The organism is Enterobacter sp. UPMP2052 (assembly GCF_053709675.1).
In genome coordinates this window covers 1-17,723 of sequence record NZ_JBSKJR010000009.1, presented here as the reverse complement: position 1 = coordinate 17,723, position 17,723 = coordinate 1, and the positions used below count along the sequence as shown (strand labels likewise).

Here is a 17,723-nt window from a genome sequence, read left to right as displayed (position 1 = left end):
CTCAATGGAATAACGCCTCAGAAAAGCAAATATCAAAAAGTGCTTAACTCGCGAAAATTCGGGCATTTAAGCGCAATTCAAATTGTGTATACCGGATCACAGTTTCATACTACGCGAGTTAAAATTTTGCTCTGTTTTAAGGACTCACTATGTTTTCCGCAACGCGCCGCCGTATTGCTGCTCTGGCGTTCGGCGTTTGCTTTATTTTTGCGGCTCAGGCCAAAAATACACCGCTGGGCGAAATCGCGAACCAGCAGGCGCGGCATATTGCGACGGTCTTTCCTGGCCGCATGACCGGCACGCCCGCCGAGATGCTCTCCGCCGACTATATTCGCCAGCAGTTTGCCGATATGGGCTACCAGAGCGATATCCGCTCGTTTCACAGCCGCTATATCTATACCTCGCGCAATAAAATGAAAAACTGGCACAACGTGACCGGCAGTACCGTCATTGCCGCGCATGAGGGGAAATCAGCCGAACAGATTATCATCATGGCGCATCTCGATACCTTTGCGCCGATGAGTGACGCCGACACCGATAATAATCTCGGCGGGCTGACGTTACAGGGAATTGACGATAACGCGGCGGGGCTGGGCGTCATGCTTGAGCTGGCCGAACGGCTGAAAAATATCCCGACGGAATACGGCATTCGTTTTATTGCGACCAGCGGTGAAGAGGAAGGAAAACTCGGCGCTGAGAATCTCCTTAAGCGCATGAGCAATGACGAGAAGAAAAATACGCTGCTGGTGATTAACCTCGATAATTTGATCGTTGGCGATAAGCTTTATTTCAATAGCGGACAGAGCACCCCGAGCACCGTGCGTAAATTAACGCGCGACAGGGCGCTGGCTATTGCACGCAGTCACGGGGTCTATGCCTCTACGAACCCTGGCGGTAACCCGGATTACCCTAAAGGCACCGGCTGCTGCAACGACGGTGAAGTGTTTGATAAAGCGGGGATCCCGGTCCTGTACGTCGAGGCCACCAACTGGGGGCTGGGTCAAAAAGATGGCTATCAGCAGCGCGCTAAATCAAAATCCTTCCCCGATGGAACAAGCTGGCATGACGTCAGGCTGGATAATCAGCAGCACATTGACAGTGCCCTGCCGAAGCGGATTGAGCACCGCAGCCGCGACGTCGTGAAGGTGATGCTGCCGCTGGTGAAGGAGCTGGCGAAAGCAGGGAAAGCCTGAGGTTTTTTAGCATCGTGCGGCCAGATGCCCTCACCCCAACCCTCTCCCACAGGGAGAGGGGGCAAACACCCATCGCCTGTAGGCCCGGTAAGCGCAGCACCACAGGGAGAGGGCTGAAAGCTGATCACCCTTCGTGCAACCCGCATTCGCGCTTCAGCCCGAAGAAGCGCGTCTCTTCTTCGGCCATGCCCGGCTCCCATTTACGCGTGGTGTGGGTATCCCCTACCGACAGATAGCCTTCATCCCATAGCGGATGGTATTTCAACCCGTGTTTTTGCAGATACTGATATACCGTCCGGTTATCCCAGTCGATGATTGGCAGTACCTTAAACACGCCGCGCTGCACCGCCAGTACCGGCAGCGAGGCCCTGCTGCCGGACTGCTCGCGACGCAAACCGGCAAACCAGGTTTGCGCATTCAGCTCTTTTAACGCCCGGTTCATCGGCTCGACCTTGTTAAGCTCATTGTATTTCTCAATGCCCTCAACGCCCTGCTCCCACAGCTTGCCGTAGCGTGCCTCCTGCCAGGCCGCGCTTTCCGTCGCGCGGTAGACCTTCAGGTTCAGCTTGAGCTTGTCCGTCAGCTCGTCAATAAACCGGTAGGTTTCAGGGAACAGGTAGCCGGTATCGGTGAGGATCACCGGAATGTCCGGGCGGATCTGGTTCACCAGATGCAGGCTGACCGCCGCCTGGATACCGAAGCTCGACGAGAGCACATAGTCACCCGGCAGGTTTTCCAGCGCCCACGCCACGCGCCCTTCGGCGTCCAGCGTTTCGAGATGCGCGTTGGTTTCTGCGAGAGCCAGAATACGTTCGACTTTTGGCAATGCGTTAAGCGCGTTTAGATCGAGTACGGACATAAAGACCTCGTTAGCCTGTTTTGCCGGGCGGCACGGCGTATGCCCGGCCTACAACACCTGTTAAACCGTCGGGATGTTACTCCCAAAAATCCCGTGCGGGATCGAGCACCGGGCGGATGATGCCCGCACGCACCGTAAAGTCGCCGAAGCCTTCACCCGCTTCGCGCTCTTTCGCCCAGCGCCCGACAAGCTGGTCAATGGAATCGAGAATTTCCGGCTCCGTGATGTTTTCGCGGTACATCCGTGGAATACGTGTCCCCATACGGTTACCGCCAAGGTGAACGTTGTAGCGGCCCGGCGCTTTGCCAACCAGCCCCAGCTCGGCCAGCATCGCACGGCCACAGCCGTTCGGGCAGCCGGTAACGCGCATAACAATATGCTCGTCCGGGATACCGTATTTTTGCAGAATCGCTTCGACCTTGTCGGTAAACGATGGCAGGAAGCGTTCCGCCTCGGCCATCGCCAGCGGGCAGGTCGGGAATGACACGCAGGCCATCGAGTTTTCGCGCTGCGGCTTGACGGCGTTCATCAATCCGTGTTCCCGCGCCAGCGCCTCGATCGTCGCCTTCTGGCTTTCCGGCACGCCGGCAATAATCAGGTTCTGGTTAGCGGTAATGCGGAACTCGCCCTGGTGAATTTTTGCAATTTCCAGCAGACCGGTTTTCAGCGGACGGCCCGGATAATCCAGGATACGGCCATTTTCGATAAACAGCGTCAGGTGCCAGTTATCGTCGATACCTTTCACCCAGCCAATGCGGTCGCCGCGACCGGTGAATTCATAAGGACGGATCGGTTCAAATTTAATACCTGCGCGACGCTCCACTTCCTCTTTGAACGTCTCAACGCCCACGCGCTCAAGGGTGTATTTGGTTTTGGCATTCTTACGGTCGGTACGGTTTCCCCAGTCGCGCTGGGTCGTAACCACCGCTTCCGCGACGGCCAGCGTGTGCTCCAGCGGCAGGTAGCCAAACTCACTCGCGGTACGAGCGTAGGTTTTCTTATTCCCGTGTTCAATGGAGAGACCACCGCCCACCAGCAGGTTAAAGCCGACCAGCTTGCCGTTTTCAGCGATCGCCACGAAGTTCATGTCATTGGCGTGCAGATCGATATCGTTCTGCGGCGGGATCACCACCGTGGTTTTGAACTTACGCGGCAGATAGGTCTGGCCGAGGATCGGTTCTTCGTCGGTGGTCGCGACTTTTTCCTGATCGAGCCAGATCTCCGCATAGGCACGGGTGCGCGGCAGCAGATGTTCGGAGATCTTCTTCGCCCATTCGTAGGCTTCGGCATGCAGCTCGGACTCGTACGGGTTCGAGGTGCAGAGCACGTTACGGTTCATGTCGTTGGCGGTCGCCAGCGCGTCCAGGCCCACGGAGTGCAGCATCTGATGCACCGGTTTGACGTTCTTCTTCAGAATGCCGTGGAACTGGAAGGTCTGACGGTTGGTCAGACGGATGCTGCCGTAAATAGTGTTTTCACCGGCAAACTTGTCGATCGCCTGCCACTGTTTCGTGGTGATCACCCCACCCGGCAGGCGGCAGCGCAGCAGCATCGCGTGGCGCGGCTCCAGCTTCTGCTCCGCGCGCTCGGCGCGGATATCGCGGTCGTCCTGCTGGTACATCCCGTGGAAACGGATCAGCAGGAAGTTATCGCCTTTGAAACCGCCGGTCAGACCGTCGTTCAAATCTTCGGCAATGGTGCCGCGCAGGTAGTTGCTCTCTACCTTCATGCGCTCGGCATCAGACAGTTTGCCTTCGACCACCAGTGGGCCAGGATGTTTTTCGCTCATTAGTAGACATCTCGCTGATAACGGCGCTCAACGCGCAGCTCACTTAAAAACTCGTCCGCCGTTTCGACGTCCATACCGCCGAATTCGGCAATCACTTCCAGTAACGCCTGCTCAACGTCTTTCGCCATGCGATTGGCGTCGCCGCAGACATAAATGTGGGCACCGTCATTGATCCAGCGCCACAGCTCTGCGCCCTGTTCGCGCAGTTTGTCTTGTACGTAGACTTTTTCTTTTTGGTCGCGAGACCAGGCCAGGTCGATGCGCGAGAGCACGCCCTCTTTGACATAGCGCTGCCACTCAACCTGGTAGAGGAAATCCTCGGTAAAGTGCGGGTTGCCGAAGAACAACCAGTTTTTGCCCGGTGCCTCGTCCGCCGCGCGCTGCTGCATAAAGGCGCGGAACGGCGCGATGCCGGTGCCCGGGCCAATCATAATGACCGGCGTTTCCGGGTTGGCCGGCAGGCGGAAGTTATCGTTGTGCTCAATGAACACGCGCACGTCGCCTTCTTCTTCCACGCGGTCGGCCAGGAAACTCGAGGCGCCACCAGCCCGCGCGCGGCCTTCGATGTCGTAACGCACTACGCCCACGGTGACGTGCACTTCGTTTTCCACTTCTGCCTGCGAGGAGGCAATGGAGTATAGGCGCGGCGTCAGCGGGCGCAGCAGGCCGATCAGGGCGTCGGCATCCAGCTGTGCCGGAGAAAAACGCACCATATCGACAATCGGCGTGGTCGCCGCGTAATGCTGCAGCTTCGCTTTATCGCCCACCAGCGGCAGCAGCGATTCGCTGCGCGTTAAGGTGGCGTAGTTCTCAACGATATTGGCGGTATTCACCGTCAGCTCAAAATGCCACTGCAGTGCTTCGGCAAGCGGCAGCGTTTTGCCGTCCAGGGTGACGGGTTCATCGCCCTTCAGCCACAGCAACTCCACCAGCTCATTCACTAACGCAGGGTCGTTTTGATACCAGACGCCCAGCGCATCGCCCGGCTGGTAGCGCAGGCCAGAGTCGCCGAGATCGATTTCGATATGGCGAACGTCTTTTTCAGAGTCGCGACCGGTAATTTTCTGATTAACGGAGAGGCTCGCCGTCAGCGGCTCTTCTTTGGTATACGGGCTGGTGTGAATATCGTTCACTGCGCCAGCGGCGGTAACCGCCGCCTGGGCTGGGGACTCTTGCGGGACGCGCGATTTCAACACGTCAACAATACGTGCACGCCACTCGGCCGCCGCGGGCTGGTATTCCACATCCGCATCCACGCGATCCAGCAGACGTTCTGCGCCCAGTTCCGCCAGCCTGCTGTCGAAATCTTTTCCGGACTGGCAGAAGAATTCATAGGAAGTATCGCCCAGGCCGAACACGGCAAAGGCGGTACCCTCAAGCTTAGGGGCTTTCTTCGAGAACAAGAACTTATGCAACGCTACCGCTTCTTCAGCGGGTTCACCTTCACCCTGGGTAGAGGCCACCACCACCAGCAGTTTTTCCGACGCGATTTGTTTGAATTTATACTCCCCGGCATTCACCAGGTTCACGTTCAGTTTGGCTGCCAGCAGATCATCGCGAAGCTGCTCTGCCACGCGGCGCGCGTTACCCGTCTGCGAGGCGGAAATCAGGGTAATGGCCGGGGGTTGTGCGACAGCAGCAGGCGCCGTCGCCACAGCACCAGGCTGCTGGTTCAACATTCCCCAGAAATAGCCGGAGACCCAGGCGAGCTGTGTGGGTGAAAAATCAGTGGTCGCGGCCTGAAGGCGCGCCAGTTGCTCCGGGTTTAGCGGAAGCAAGTTTGAAGGTGGGGCCTGTGTTGTCATGCGTCGTTATGTTCCAGTAGCAAAGCGGACCTTAAGCGAATAAATCCAAACTGAAGATAAGGTTAACGGCGAGGATAATAACAATTAAAGAAGGGATGGAAATAATTAATAACCAAATGAACTAACCTATTTTAGTTATCGTTCTTAACGATAAAAGCGATTAATTAAGTTACTGATATAGAAAAATAAAAACCATAATTTGGGTCACTTTTTGCAGCCGTCACTGTAAAGGCCGTTTTAGTTAATGCTAAAAAATGTGCTTTCCGGTACTATGCGGCGGTTTTTTCCGCATTATTTGAGAGTTCATGATGTCCACCACACTGTTTAAAGATTTCATCTTCGAAGCCGCACACCATCTTCCACACGTTCCCGCCGGGCACAAATGTGGCCGTCTGCACGGGCACTCTTTCATGGTGCGTCTTGAAATCACAGGTGAAGTCGATCCGCATACCGGTTGGATCATGGATTTCGCCGAGCTGAAAGCGGCGTTCAAACCGACGTACGATCGTCTGGATCACTACTATCTGAACGATATTCCGGGCCTTGAAAACCCGACCAGCGAAGTGCTGGCAAAGTGGATTTGGGATCAGGTGAAACCGCTGGTGCCGCTGCTCAGCGCGGTGATGATCAAAGAGACCTGCACGGCAGGCTGTATCTATCGCGGCGAGTGAAGCTAAGTGCCGGATGGCGACGCAAAGCGTCTTATCCGGCCTACAAAACAGACCCGGTAAGCGCTAGCGCCACCGGGCTTTTTTTTAAGCAATATTCAGGTACTTATGCGTTTGCATAGACAGACGCCAGTTACGCACAATGCAGGTTTCGATGCACAGGCGTGTGGCATCCTCTTTCTGGCTGATGGGCTGTAGCGCAATGATGCGCTGTTTTTCATCCGTCAGCGTCGCCAGCAGTTCGTCCAGGGCTTCGATATCCCGCACGCGGCCAACCGGATGTTTAATCTCATCCGCGCGCTCCAGCGCCTGAGACAGCACGTCGTATCCGCCGCGCATGTTTACCTTCGGCGAGACCGTGACCCAGGTCGTGTGAGAGCAGCGAACTTCATGGGTACCGCTGGTTTCGATCTGGCAGCTATAGCCGTTCTTCTCAAGCAGTTCGGTCAACGGCATTAAGTCGTGAATGCAGGGTTCACCGCCGGTGATCACCACATGGCGTGCCGTCCAGCCCTGACGGCCGATGATAGCCAGCAGATCTTCCGCGTTGCCCGCGCCCCACTTATCGCTCTCTTTGGTTTTCGCCAGAATGCTAAACAGCGACACTTCCCGATCTGCGAGTTTATCCCACGTATGTTTGGTATCACACCAGGCGCAGCCAACCGGGCATCCCTGTAAACGAATAAAAATAGCGGGAACGCCGGTAAAGTAACCCTCGCCTTGCAGGGTCTGGAACATCTCGTTAATCGGGTACTGCATAGTCAACTCTGTTAATGGGGTGAACACTAATTATCGCAGATGTTGCCCTCAAGGTCATGTGCGAGAGCTGCTTTAGCGCAGACATAAAAAAACCCGCCGAAGCGGGTTTTTATCAGAACGCAGGTTCAGGATTAAGCCTGACCTTTGATCTCTTTACGGCCGTTGTATGGTGCTTTTTCGCCCAGGGCTTCTTCGATACGAATCAGCTGGTTGTATTTAGCAACACGGTCAGAACGGCTCATAGAACCGGTTTTGATCTGGCCTGCAGCGGTACCCACTGCCAGGTCAGCAATGGTCGCATCTTCAGTTTCGCCAGAACGGTGAGAGATAACAGCGGTGTAGCCAGCGTCTTTCGCCATCTTGATCGCAGCCAGAGTTTCGGTCAGAGAACCGATCTGGTTGAATTTGATCAGGATGGAGTTAACGATGCCTTTCTCGATGCCTTCTTTCAGGATCTTGGTGTTGGTTACGAACAGGTCGTCACCAACCAGCTGGATTTTGTCGCCCAGTACTTTGGTCTGGTATGCGAAACCATCCCAGTCAGACTCGTCCAGACCGTCTTCGATAGAAACGATTGGGTACTGTTTGGTCAGGTCTTCCAGGAAGTGAGTGAACTCTTCGGAGGTGAACGCTTTGTTGCCTTCGCCAGCCAGAACGTATTTACCGTCTTTGTAGAATTCAGATGCTGCACAGTCCATCGCCAGGGTGATGTCTTTGCCCAGCTCGTAACCTGCTGCTTTTACCGCTTCAGCGATAACAGCCAGTGCTTCTGCGTTAGAACCCAGGTTTGGCGCGTAGCCACCTTCGTCACCTACAGCCGTGTTCATACCTTTAGCTTTCAGAACTTTCGCCAGGTTGTGGAACACTTCAGAACCCATACGTACCGCTTCTTTCAGGGTTTTCGCGCCAACTGGCTGAATCATGAATTCCTGAATATCAACGTTGTTGTCTGCGTGCTCACCACCGTTGATGATGTTCATCATTGGTACAGGCATGGAGTATTTGCCTGGGGTGCCGTTCAGTTCAGCGATGTGCTCGAACAGTGGCTGACCTTTAGCCGCAGCTGCCGCTTTGGCGTTAGCCAGAGACACGGCCAGGATTGCGTTCGCACCGAAGTTAGATTTGTTTTCAGTACCGTCCAGATCGATCATGATCTTGTCGATGCCAGCCTGGTCTTTGGCATCTTTGCCAAGGATTGCCTGAGCAATAGGGCCGTTTACAGCGCCAACAGCTTTCAGGACGCCTTTGCCCATGAAGCGGGATTTGTCGCCATCGCGCAGTTCCAGCGCTTCGCGGGAACCCGTAGAAGCACCTGATGGAGCAGCTGCCATACCGACGAAACCACCTTCCAGATGAACTTCAGCTTCAACGGTCGGGTTACCACGGGAGTCGATAATTTCACGACCGATGACTTTAACGATTTTGGACATTAGATTTTCCTCAGTACAAGTTAAACTAAAACTCCAGACAAACAACGCGTACCAAAGGTACGCGTTGCCGTTCTAACTTTTTTTACTTCGCCTGACGCTTCTGGTAATCGCTGGCGGCTTTCACGAAACCTGCAAACAGCGGATGCCCGTCACGCGGCGTTGAAGTAAATTCCGGGTGGAATTGGCAGGCAACGAACCACGGATGGTTTGGCACCTCGATGATCTCGACTAACTGATCGTCCCCGGAGCGGCCCGCAACGCGCAGGCCCGCAGCTTCAATCTGTTTCAACAACATGTTGTTGACTTCATAGCGGTGACGATGGCGCTCGGTAATGGTCGGTTCACCATACAGCTTGCGAACCACGCTATCGTCGGACAGCTGGCAGGCCTGTGCGCCAAGACGCATAGTGCCACCCAGATCGCTCTTCTCGGTACGGACTTCGACGTTACCTTCTTCGTCACGCCATTCAGTGATAAGCGCCACGACAGGGTACTTACAGTCTGGCACAAATTCCGTAGAGTTCGCGTTTTCCATCCCCGCGACGTTGCGCGCAAATTCAATCAGCGCAACCTGCATACCCAGGCAAATGCCGAGGTAAGGAATATTGTTTTCACGCGCATAGCGCGCGGTGGCGATCTTGCCTTCTACACCGCGGTAGCCGAAGCCGCCAGGGATCAGAATCGCATCCAGATCTTTCAGGATTTCGACGCCACGCGTTTCAACATCCTGCGAATCAATCAGCTTGATGTTCACAGAAACGCGGTTCTTCAGACCACCGTGTTTCAGCGCTTCGATAACTGACTTATAGGCATCTGGCAGTTCAATGTACTTACCTACCATGCCGATAGTCACTTCGCCTGCCGGGTTCGCTTCTTCATAAATAACCTGTTCCCATTCAGACAGGTTAGCTTCCGGACAGTTCAAGCTGAATCGTTTACAAATATAATCGTCCAGGCCCTGTGATTTCAACAGGCCCGGGATTTTATAAATGGAATCGACGTCTTTCATTGAAATAACGGCTTTTTCCGGCACGTTACAGAACAATGCAATTTTCGCACGTTCGTTCGCTGGCACCGCGCGATCGGAGCGGCACACCAGGATATCTGGCTGAATACCAATAGAAAGCAGTTCTTTTACCGAGTGCTGCGTCGGTTTGGTTTTCACTTCACCTGCGGCTGCCATGTAAGGCACCAGCGTCAGGTGCATGAACAGCGCGTGCTCACGACCAATATCCACCGCCAGCTGGCGAATCGCTTCCAGGAACGGCAGGGATTCGATATCACCTACGGTACCGCCGATTTCAACCAGCACCACGTCATGGCCTTCGCCACCGGCGACAATGCGCTCTTTGATGGCATTGGTAATGTGCGGGATAACCTGAACGGTCGCGCCAAGATAGTCGCCACGGCGCTCTTTACGCAGAACGTCAGAGTAGATGCGGCCAGTCGTGAAGTTGTTACGACGGGTCATTTTGGTGCGGATGAAACGCTCGTAGTGGCCAAGATCCAGATCGGTTTCAGCGCCGTCTTCAGTAACGAACACTTCCCCGTGTTGGATTGGACTCATGGTGCCCGGATCGACGTTGATGTACGGATCCAGTTTCATCATGGTCACATTGAGGCCACGGGCTTCAAGAATGGCTGCGAGGGAGGCTGCGGCAATGCCTTTACCCAGAGAGGATACGACCCCGCCGGTCACAAAAATATAGTTCGTTGTCATGCTGAACCTGAGAAGTTAGGGTGAAACGATGGAATAACCAGGACGGGAAAGTAGTATACCCGAACACGGCGAGCGCCACAAACATTCATTCTCCGTCTCCATTCCAGGCCATGACAAACATAAGGTGTGAGAAAATAGCCCCTTTTGGGTAAATGTTTTTGACGCAAATCAAGCGCTTGTCATTTAAAAAATCACACAAATTGCGCTTGATCGCAAAATACCGTTAGAGATCAGATTCCTGGCGTTTTACTTCCTGCCACACCTCTTCCATCACATCAAGGTCAATCCCGGTCATTTCCAGGCCGCGCGAGGCCACAATGCGTTCGACTTCACGAAAGCGTCGTTCAAACTTTATGTTGGCTTTTTGCAGCGCGGTTTCCGCTTTTACCCCCAGGTGGCGTGAAAGATTGACGGTGGCAAACAGCAGATCGCCCATCTCCTCCTCGAGTTTCGCCTCATCCACCACGGCCTGCTGCGCTTCGTGCATCACTTCATCAATTTCTTCATGCACTTTATCCAGCACCGGGCCGAGAGAGGTCCAGTCAAAGCCAACGGCAGAACAGCGTTTCTGAATTTTATGGGCGCGCATCAGCGCGGGCAGGTTCAGCGGGATGTCGTCCAGCGCAGAGTGTTGGGATTTTTCCGCGCGTTCGGCGCTTTTGATCGCTTCCCAGCGCGCCAGCACTTCCGTGCTGTTGCCCGCGGTGGCATCGCCAAAAATGTGCGGATGACGGCGCTCCAGCTTGTCGCTGATGGCGGCGCAGATATCGTCAAAGTTAAAACGCCCCTCTTCCTGCGCCATTTGGGCGTAGAACACCACCTGGAACAGCAGATCGCCCAGCTCGCCGCGCAGGTCGTCAAAATCTTCGCGAGAAATGGCGTCCAGCACTTCATAGGTCTCTTCAAGCGTGTACGGGGCGATGGTCGCGTATGTCTGCTCTTTGTCCCACGGGCAGCCGTTTTCCGGGTCGCGCAGGCGTTTCATGATGCCGAGCAGGCGGTCGATTTGCGTCATAGTCTTTTCCATTAAAAAATAAGCCGGGTGGCGGCGAAGCCTTACCCGGCCTGCAGAAGAGTGTGTTTAACCGCCGTGAAGACGACGGGCGTCAATCACATCCGGCACCTGGTTCAGTTTGCCGAGCACGCGGCCCAGCACCTGCAGGTTGTAGATTTCGATAGTCATATCGATAGTGGCAAGCTGCTCGCGGGTATCACTGCGGCTGGCAACGCCCAGCACGTTCACCTTCTCGTTGGCGAGAATGGTCGTGATATCGCGCAGCAGGCCGCTGCGGTCGTTTGCGGTGACACGGACCACCAGCGAATACCCGGCGGAGTAGCTTTCGCCCCAGACGGCCTCCACGATGCGCTCCGGCGCGTGCGATTGCAGCTCGGCGAGCTGGTCGCAGTCGGAGCGGTGGATAGAGATCCCACGCCCCTGCGTAATAAAGCCGACGATATCGTCGCCAGGGATCGGCTGACAGCAGCGGGCAATGTGGTGCATCAGGTTACCTACCCCTTCAACCACCACCCGGCCATTGTCTTTGCTGCGCTGCTGCGGGGCGTAGGTTTTCTGCTGAAGCTGCTTGAGCGCCGCCGCGTCCTGCTCTTCCGCACTCGGCTTGTTGAACTGCGCCTGCAGGAAGTTGACCATCTGGTTGAGACGGATATCCCCGCCGCCAATCGCCGCCAGCAGCTCGTCAAGCTCGTTAAAGTTGTAGCGCGGCAGCAGGAATTTCTCCGCCTCTTTCAGGCTGATGCCGATATGTTCCAGCTCGTCGTCAAGGATCTGGCGACCGGCAAGAATGTTTTTGTCACGATCCTGCTTGCGGAACCAGGCGTGAATTTTAGACCGTCCGCGGCTGGTGGTGACATAGCCCAGGTTCGGGTTAAGCCAGTCCCGGCTCGGGTTCGGCTGCTTCTGGGTGATGATTTCGATCTGGTCACCCATCTGCAGCTGATAGGTGAACGGCACAATGCGCCCGCCGATTTTCGCGCCGATGCAGCGGTGCCCCACATCGCTGTGAATGTGATAGGCAAAGTCGAGCGGCGTAGAGCCCGCCGGCAGATCGACAACGTCGCCTTTCGGCGTAAAGACGTACACCCGGTCGTCAAAGACCTGGCTGCGAACTTCGTCGAGCATTTCACCGGAATCGGCCATCTCTTCCTGCCACGCAATCAGCTTGCGCAGCCAGGCGATGCGGTCTTCATGGCCGGAGCGCGCTCCGCCAGAGGTGCCCTCTTTGTACTTCCAGTGCGCGGCCACGCCCAGTTCGGCTTCTTCGTGCATCTGTTTGGTACGGATCTGGATTTCAACCGTCTTGCCGCCCGGGCCAAGCACCACGGTATGAATGGACTGATAGCCGTTCGGTTTCGGGTTGGCGACGTAGTCATCAAACTCGTCCGGCAGATGGCGGAAGTGAGTATGCACTATCCCCAGAGCGGCATAGCAGTCCTGCAGGCGCTCCGCCACGATCCGCACGGCGCGCACGTCAAACAACTCGTCAAAGGCGAGATGTTTTTTCTGCATTTTGCGCCAGATACTGTAGATGTGTTTCGGGCGGCCATACACTTCAGCCCGCACGTTCTCTTCTTTCATCGACTTGCGTAAGCCGCCGACAAACTCTTCGATGTAGTGCTCGCGATCGATACGGCGCTCATGCAGCAGTTTCGCAATGCGCTTGTACTCCGCCGGGTGCAGATAGCGGAAGCAGTAATCTTCCAGTTCCCACTTCAGCTGGCCGATACCCAGGCGGTTGGCCAGCGGCGCATAAATATTGGTGCACTCCTTCGCGGCGAGCACGCGCTCGTCTTCCGGGGCATCTTTCACCTCGCGCAGGTGGGCAATCCGCTCCGCCAGCTTAATCACCACGCAGCGGAAATCATCCACCATCGCCAGTAGCATTCTACGCACGTTATCGACTTGATCCGACGAGACTGAATCGGTTTGCGCCGCTTTAAGCTGGCGAATGGCCGCCATATCCCGCACGCCGTGAATCAATGACACCACGGGTTTTCCGACGCTTTCAACCAGCACGTCTTCACTGACCACGTCCGCGTCTGCCAGCGGGAACAGTAGCGCTGCCTGCAGCGTTTCGATATCCATGTTCAGCATGGACAGGATTTCGACCATTTCGATGCCGCGCCACAGCAGGAGTTCGGCGTCAGGGTGCCCTGTGGTGGTGCGAAGACAATAGGCCCAGGTTTCGGTTAAGCGTTCACACGACTGCTGGCTGGAAATTCCCAGACTTGCGATCCATTTCTGTGGGTCAAACTCACCAGCTTTATTAAGATGTGCACTTCTTACCGCAACCATCGTCCTCTCCTTTAGGGACCAGGGCCTGTCGAAGTCGACAAGCCAAACTCATTAGATGTGCTCAAACAACACGATCGATTCCAGATGACCAGTGTGCGGGAACATGTCCAGCATTGCCAGACGCTGAATCTGGTAACCCCCGCTCACTAATGCTTCGCTGTCTCTGGCAAGCGTTGCCGGATTACAGGAAACATAGACCACACGCTTTGGCGCGAGTTTAATAATATGTTGCATGACTCCCGGCGCACCGGCGCGGGCCGGGTCGAGCAGGATCTTGTCAAAGCCCTGTCTTGCCCAGGGTTGTTGCGTGACATCATCCTCAAGATTTTGATGAAAGAATGTCACATTTTGCAACCCGTTCTCTCGGGCATTTTCCTGGCCTTTCGCCACCAGCGCCTCAACGCCCTCCACGCCAACCACGCTGGCAGCTTGCTGCGCCAGCGGCAGGGTGAAGTTCCCCATTCCGCAGAACAGGTCGAGCACGCGGTCGCTCTGTTGCACGTCCAGCCAGGCCAGTGCGGTAGCGATCATCTGCTGATTCACCCCGTCATTCACCTGGATGAAATCCCGTGGGCTGAACGTTAAGCGTAGCCCGTTTGAGGCGTACCAGGGGGCCTCTCCCGTAACCTGCTCCAGTATCTCGCTTTGCGGCGCAAGGAACAGGGCGAGATCCTGTGAATGCGAAAAGCGTTCCAGTTTTTCGCGATCTTTTTTCGACAGCGCAGCGGTATGGCGAAGCACCATCAGCGGACCGTTGTTCGCCAGCACCAGTTCGATATGTCCCAGATGACGTACGCCGTCTAGCGTAGAGAGACAAGCGTGCACGTCCGGGAGCAATGCCTCAAGACGGGGCACCAAAATGGGGCATTGCCTGATATCCACGATATCGCTGGAGGCCGCTTTACGAAAACCCATCTCCAGACGTGCTGTTTTGGGCTGGTAGCTGAGGCTCAGACGGGCACGGCGGCGGTAGCCCCAGGGCTGGTCGGCGATAATCTCGTCAACATCGTGTTTGATAAGGCGCGCCAGCGCGCGGCTTTTGCTCTCCTGCTGAAGGGCAACGCTCGCATGCTGCTGCTGACAGCCACCGCAGACGCCAAAGTACGGGCAACGTGGTGCGCGGCGTTCAGGGCTATCATTCAAACGGCGTTTCACCTGCCCACGGGCATACTGGCGCTTATCTTCCGTCAGAGTGATTTCTGCTCGTTCCGATGGCAGCAAACCTGCTATAAACAGAGCCTTGCCATTGTGCCGTGCAACCCCCTGACCGAAGGGATCAAGTTCGGTGGCTTCAACAGTTATGATCTGACGCGTCGTCACGCGTCGCTTTGCAGAGTAGAATTGCGCCATTGCCGAGATTTTTCTCAAATAAACATAATTGTCCTAATTGTCCCATAACGGAACGCCATGACCAACTACAGCCTGCGTGCGCGCATGATGATTTTGATCCTCGCCCCGACCGTTCTCATCGGTTTGCTGCTGAGCATCTTCTTTGTCGTCCACCGCTATAACGATTTACAGCGGCAGCTGGAAGATGCGGGAGCGAGCATCATTGAGCCGCTCGCCGTCTCCAGCGAGTATGGGATGAACCTGCAAAACCGTGAATCCATCGGCCAGCTCATCAGCGTGCTGCATCGCCGCCACTCCGAGATCGTGCGCGCCATATCCGTGTATGACGAGCACAACCGTCTGTTCGTCACGTCGAATTTTCATCTCGATCCTGCCGAGCTGAAAATCCCGGACGGTTCTCCCTTCCCCCGCCATCTCACCGTGCTCCGGCGGGGCGATATTATGATCCTGCGCACGCCCATTATCTCAGAGAGCTATTCGCCGGATGAATCAGCCCTGTCTGACGCCAAGTCCAGCAGCAATATGCTGGGCTACGTGGCGCTGGAGCTTGATCTGAAATCGGTCCGGCTGCAGCAGTACAAAGAGATTTTTATCTCGGGCCTGATGATGCTGTTCTGCATTGGCATCGCCCTGATTTTTGGCTGGCGGCTGATGCGCGACGTCACGGGGCCTATCCGCAACATGGTCAACACCGTTGACCGCATTCGCCGCGGCCAGCTCGACAGCCGCGTGGAAGGCTTTATGTTGGGCGAGCTGGATATGCTCAAAAACGGCATTAACTCAATGGCGATGTCGCTGGCGGCCTATCACGAAGAGATGCAGCATAACGTCGACCAGGCGACCTCCGATTTGCGCGAGACGCTGGAGCAGATGGAGATCCAGAACGTTGAGCTGGATCTCGCCAAAAAGCGCGCCCAGGAAGCGGCGCGTATCAAGTCTGAGTTCCTTGCCAATATGTCGCACGAGCTGCGTACTCCGCTCAATGGCGTGATCGGCTTTACCCGCCTGACGCTCAAAAGCGAGCTGAACCCCACCCAGCGCGATCACCTGCACACCATCGAACGGTCGGCCAATAACCTGCTGACCATCATCAACGACGTGCTGGACTTCTCAAAGCTGGAAGCCGGGAAGCTGATCCTTGAGAGCATTCCTTTCCCGCTGCGCAGCACGTTGGATGAAGTGGTGACGCTGCTTGCCCATTCATCGCACGATAAAGGGCTGGAGCTGACGCTCAACATCAAGAACGACGTGCCGGACAACGTGATTGGCGACCCGCTGCGTCTGCAGCAGGTCATCACCAACCTGGTGGGGAACGCCATTAAGTTTACCGAAAGCGGCAACATCGACATTCTGGTCGAGAAGCGGGCGCTGAGTAACAACAAAGTGCAGATTGAGGTGCAGATCCGTGACACCGGCATCGGCATTCCGGAGCGCGATCAGTCGCGCCTGTTCCAGGCGTTCCGCCAGGCAGATGCGAGTATTTCCCGCCGTCATGGCGGCACCGGGCTGGGGCTGGTCATCACTCAAAAACTGGTCAAAGAGATGGGAGGAGATATCTCCTTCCACAGCCAGCCGAATAAAGGCTCCACTTTCTGGTTCCACATTAACCTTGACCTGAACCCTAACGTGCTGACGGACGGCCCGATCACCGACTGCCTGAAAGGGATGCGTCTGGCCTACGTTGAGCCAAACGCGGCAGCCGCCCAGTGTACGCTGGACGTGCTAAGCACCACGCCGCTGGAGGTGATTTACAGCCCGACCTTCTCCGCGCTCGCCGTTGAACATTACGATATTTTGCTGATGGGTATTCCTGTCACCTTTACCGGTGAGTTGACCATGCAGCAGGAGCGCCTGGCAAAAGCCGCGGCGATGACCGACTACCTGCTGCTGGCGCTGCCCTGCCACGCGCAAATTAACGCGGAAGAGCTTAAAAACGACGGGGCCGCCGCCTGCCTTCTGAAACCGCTCACCGCCACACGTCTGCTGCCTGCGTTAACGGAATATTGTCGCCTGAGCAACCAGCCCCTGCCGCTGGTTAACGACGAACACAAATTGCCGATGACCGTGATGGCAGTGGACGACAACCCGGCAAACCTGAAGCTGATTGGCGTGCTGCTGGAAGATCAGGTGCAGCACGTTGAACTGTGCGACAGCGGTGCACAGGCGGTTGAACAGGCTAAACAGATGCAGTTCGATCTGATCCTGATGGACATTCAGATGCCGGGCATGGACGGCATTCGCGCCTGCGAACTGATCCGCCAGCTTCCACACCAGCAGCAGACGCCGGTCATTGCCGTCACCGCTCATGCGATGGCCGGGCAGAAAGAGAAACTCCTCAGCGCCGGGATGAATGATTATCTTGCAAAACCGATCGACGAAGAGAAGCTGCACAGCCTGCTGCTGCGCTATAAGCCCGGGCATATCGGCGGAACCTATACGTTTTCAGCCGAGCCCGCAGAGATTAGCGTCAATCAAAACGCGACCTTCGACTGGCAGCTGGCGCTGCGACAGGCGGCGGGTAAACCGGATCTGGCCCGCGAGATGCTGCAGATGCTGGTCGCCTTCCTGCCGGAAATTCGCAATAAAGTGGAAGAACAACTGGTTGGCGAAAATCCTGACGGCCTGCTTGAGGCTATTCACAAGCTGCACGGGAGCTGCGGCTACAGCGGCGTACCGAGGCTGAAAAACCTGTGCCAGCTGCTGGAGCAGCAATTGCGGGCAGGTACGCCAGAATCGGAGCTTGAGCCAGAATTCCTGGAACTGCTGGATGAGATGGATAACGTCACGCGGGAAGCGATGAAGCTGTTGGGGAACTGAGGTAAAAGCCCGGTGGCGCT

Annotated in this window: 12 protein-coding genes; 3 read left to right on the top strand and 9 right to left on the bottom strand. The window is 55.9% G+C overall.

What is annotated here, in order from left to right; genetic code table 11:
* The first annotated feature begins 149 nt into the window (after positions 1-149).
* The gene (locus ACWKX3_RS18795; protein WP_454542205.1) at positions 150-1,193 is read left to right on the top strand and encodes an aminopeptidase; all 1,044 of its coding nucleotides are present in this window, start codon (positions 150-152) and stop codon (positions 1,191-1,193) included.
* A gap of 124 nt (positions 1,194-1,317) precedes the next feature.
* On the opposite strand, the gene cysH is transcribed toward ACWKX3_RS18795, so the two are convergent.
* From cysH to cysJ, 3 genes are all read right to left on the bottom strand, one after another.
* The gene (gene cysH, locus ACWKX3_RS18790) at positions 1,318-2,052 is read right to left on the bottom strand and encodes a phosphoadenosine phosphosulfate reductase (protein WP_006178250.1); all 735 of its coding nucleotides are present in this window, start codon (positions 2,050-2,052) and stop codon (positions 1,318-1,320) included.
* A 76-nt stretch (positions 2,053-2,128) separates the two neighbouring features.
* On the bottom strand, positions 2,129-3,841 hold the full coding sequence (gene cysI / locus ACWKX3_RS18785; RefSeq protein ID WP_006178252.1) for an assimilatory sulfite reductase (NADPH) hemoprotein subunit: 1,713 nt from the start codon (positions 3,839-3,841) through the stop codon (positions 2,129-2,131).
* Positions 3,841-5,646, bottom strand: a complete 1,806-nt coding sequence (gene cysJ / locus ACWKX3_RS18780) for an NADPH-dependent assimilatory sulfite reductase flavoprotein subunit (protein WP_006178253.1) — start codon at positions 5,644-5,646, stop codon at positions 3,841-3,843. The genes cysI and cysJ overlap by 1 nt, the downstream gene beginning before the upstream one ends.
* Positions 5,647-5,951: 305 nt before the next feature.
* Here cysJ and queD point away from each other — a divergent pair, with 305 nt between their 5' ends.
* The gene (queD, locus tag ACWKX3_RS18775) at positions 5,952-6,317 is read left to right on the top strand and encodes a 6-carboxytetrahydropterin synthase QueD (RefSeq protein WP_167519829.1); all 366 of its coding nucleotides are present in this window, start codon (positions 5,952-5,954) and stop codon (positions 6,315-6,317) included.
* 84 nt (positions 6,318-6,401) lie between these two features.
* Here the strand turns inward: queD and queE are convergent, their stop codons facing one another.
* From queE to rlmD, 6 genes are all read right to left on the bottom strand, one after another.
* Positions 6,402-7,073, bottom strand: a complete 672-nt coding sequence (queE, locus tag ACWKX3_RS18770) for a 7-carboxy-7-deazaguanine synthase QueE (protein ID WP_454542204.1) — start codon at positions 7,071-7,073, stop codon at positions 6,402-6,404.
* A 131-nt stretch (positions 7,074-7,204) separates the two neighbouring features.
* The gene (gene eno / locus ACWKX3_RS18765) at positions 7,205-8,503 is read right to left on the bottom strand and encodes a phosphopyruvate hydratase (RefSeq protein WP_006178256.1); all 1,299 of its coding nucleotides are present in this window, start codon (positions 8,501-8,503) and stop codon (positions 7,205-7,207) included.
* Positions 8,504-8,585: 82 nt separating this feature from the next.
* The gene (gene pyrG, locus ACWKX3_RS18760) at positions 8,586-10,223 is read right to left on the bottom strand and encodes a glutamine hydrolyzing CTP synthase (protein ID WP_006178258.1); all 1,638 of its coding nucleotides are present in this window, start codon (positions 10,221-10,223) and stop codon (positions 8,586-8,588) included.
* Between the two features lie 223 nt (positions 10,224-10,446).
* Positions 10,447-11,238, bottom strand: a complete 792-nt coding sequence (gene mazG, locus ACWKX3_RS18755) for a nucleoside triphosphate pyrophosphohydrolase (protein WP_137272758.1) — start codon at positions 11,236-11,238, stop codon at positions 10,447-10,449.
* Positions 11,239-11,304: 66 nt separating this feature from the next.
* Positions 11,305-13,536: a GTP diphosphokinase gene (gene relA / locus ACWKX3_RS18750; protein ID WP_006178261.1), complete on the bottom strand. Its 2,232-nt coding sequence runs from the start codon at positions 13,534-13,536 to the stop codon at positions 11,305-11,307.
* A 51-nt stretch (positions 13,537-13,587) separates the two neighbouring features.
* A complete protein-coding gene (rlmD, locus tag ACWKX3_RS18745) occupies positions 13,588-14,886 on the bottom strand; it encodes a 23S rRNA (uracil(1939)-C(5))-methyltransferase RlmD (RefSeq protein WP_337285645.1) in 1,299 nt (432 codons plus the stop codon).
* A gap of 57 nt (positions 14,887-14,943) precedes the next feature.
* On the opposite strand from rlmD, the gene barA reads away from it, so the two are divergent.
* Complete coding sequence (gene barA / locus ACWKX3_RS18740; protein WP_006178263.1) at positions 14,944-17,703, top strand: two-component sensor histidine kinase BarA; 2,760 nt, start codon at positions 14,944-14,946, stop codon at positions 17,701-17,703.
* The last annotated feature ends 20 nt before the right edge of the window (positions 17,704-17,723 follow it).

What these genes read in the sequence shown, in the direction of transcription:
- ACWKX3_RS18795 (WP_454542205.1), top strand. Translation starts at nt 150, where the DNA reads ATGTTTTCCGCAACGCGCCGCCGTATTGCTGCTCTGGCGTTCGGCGTT.
- cysH (WP_006178250.1), bottom strand. Translation starts at nt 2,052, where the DNA reads ATGTCCGTACTCGATCTAAACGCGCTTAACGCATTGCCAAAAGTCGAA.
- cysI (WP_006178252.1), bottom strand. Translation starts at nt 3,841, where the DNA reads ATGAGCGAAAAACATCCTGGCCCACTGGTGGTCGAAGGCAAACTGTCT.
- cysJ (WP_006178253.1), bottom strand. Translation starts at nt 5,646, where the DNA reads ATGACAACACAGGCCCCACCTTCAAACTTGCTTCCGCTAAACCCGGAG.
- queD (WP_167519829.1), top strand. Translation starts at nt 5,952, where the DNA reads ATGATGTCCACCACACTGTTTAAAGATTTCATCTTCGAAGCCGCACAC.
- queE (WP_454542204.1), bottom strand. Translation starts at nt 7,073, where the DNA reads ATGCAGTACCCGATTAACGAGATGTTCCAGACCCTGCAAGGCGAGGGT.
- eno (WP_006178256.1), bottom strand. Translation starts at nt 8,503, where the DNA reads ATGTCCAAAATCGTTAAAGTCATCGGTCGTGAAATTATCGACTCCCGT.
- pyrG (WP_006178258.1), bottom strand. Translation starts at nt 10,223, where the DNA reads ATGACAACGAACTATATTTTTGTGACCGGCGGGGTCGTATCCTCTCTG.
- mazG (WP_137272758.1), bottom strand. Translation starts at nt 11,238, where the DNA reads ATGACGCAAATCGACCGCCTGCTCGGCATCATGAAACGCCTGCGCGAC.
- relA (WP_006178261.1), bottom strand. Translation starts at nt 13,536, where the DNA reads ATGGTTGCGGTAAGAAGTGCACATCTTAATAAAGCTGGTGAGTTTGAC.
- rlmD (WP_337285645.1), bottom strand. Translation starts at nt 14,886, where the DNA reads ATGGCGCAATTCTACTCTGCAAAGCGACGCGTGACGACGCGTCAGATC.
- barA (WP_006178263.1), top strand. Translation starts at nt 14,944, where the DNA reads ATGACCAACTACAGCCTGCGTGCGCGCATGATGATTTTGATCCTCGCC.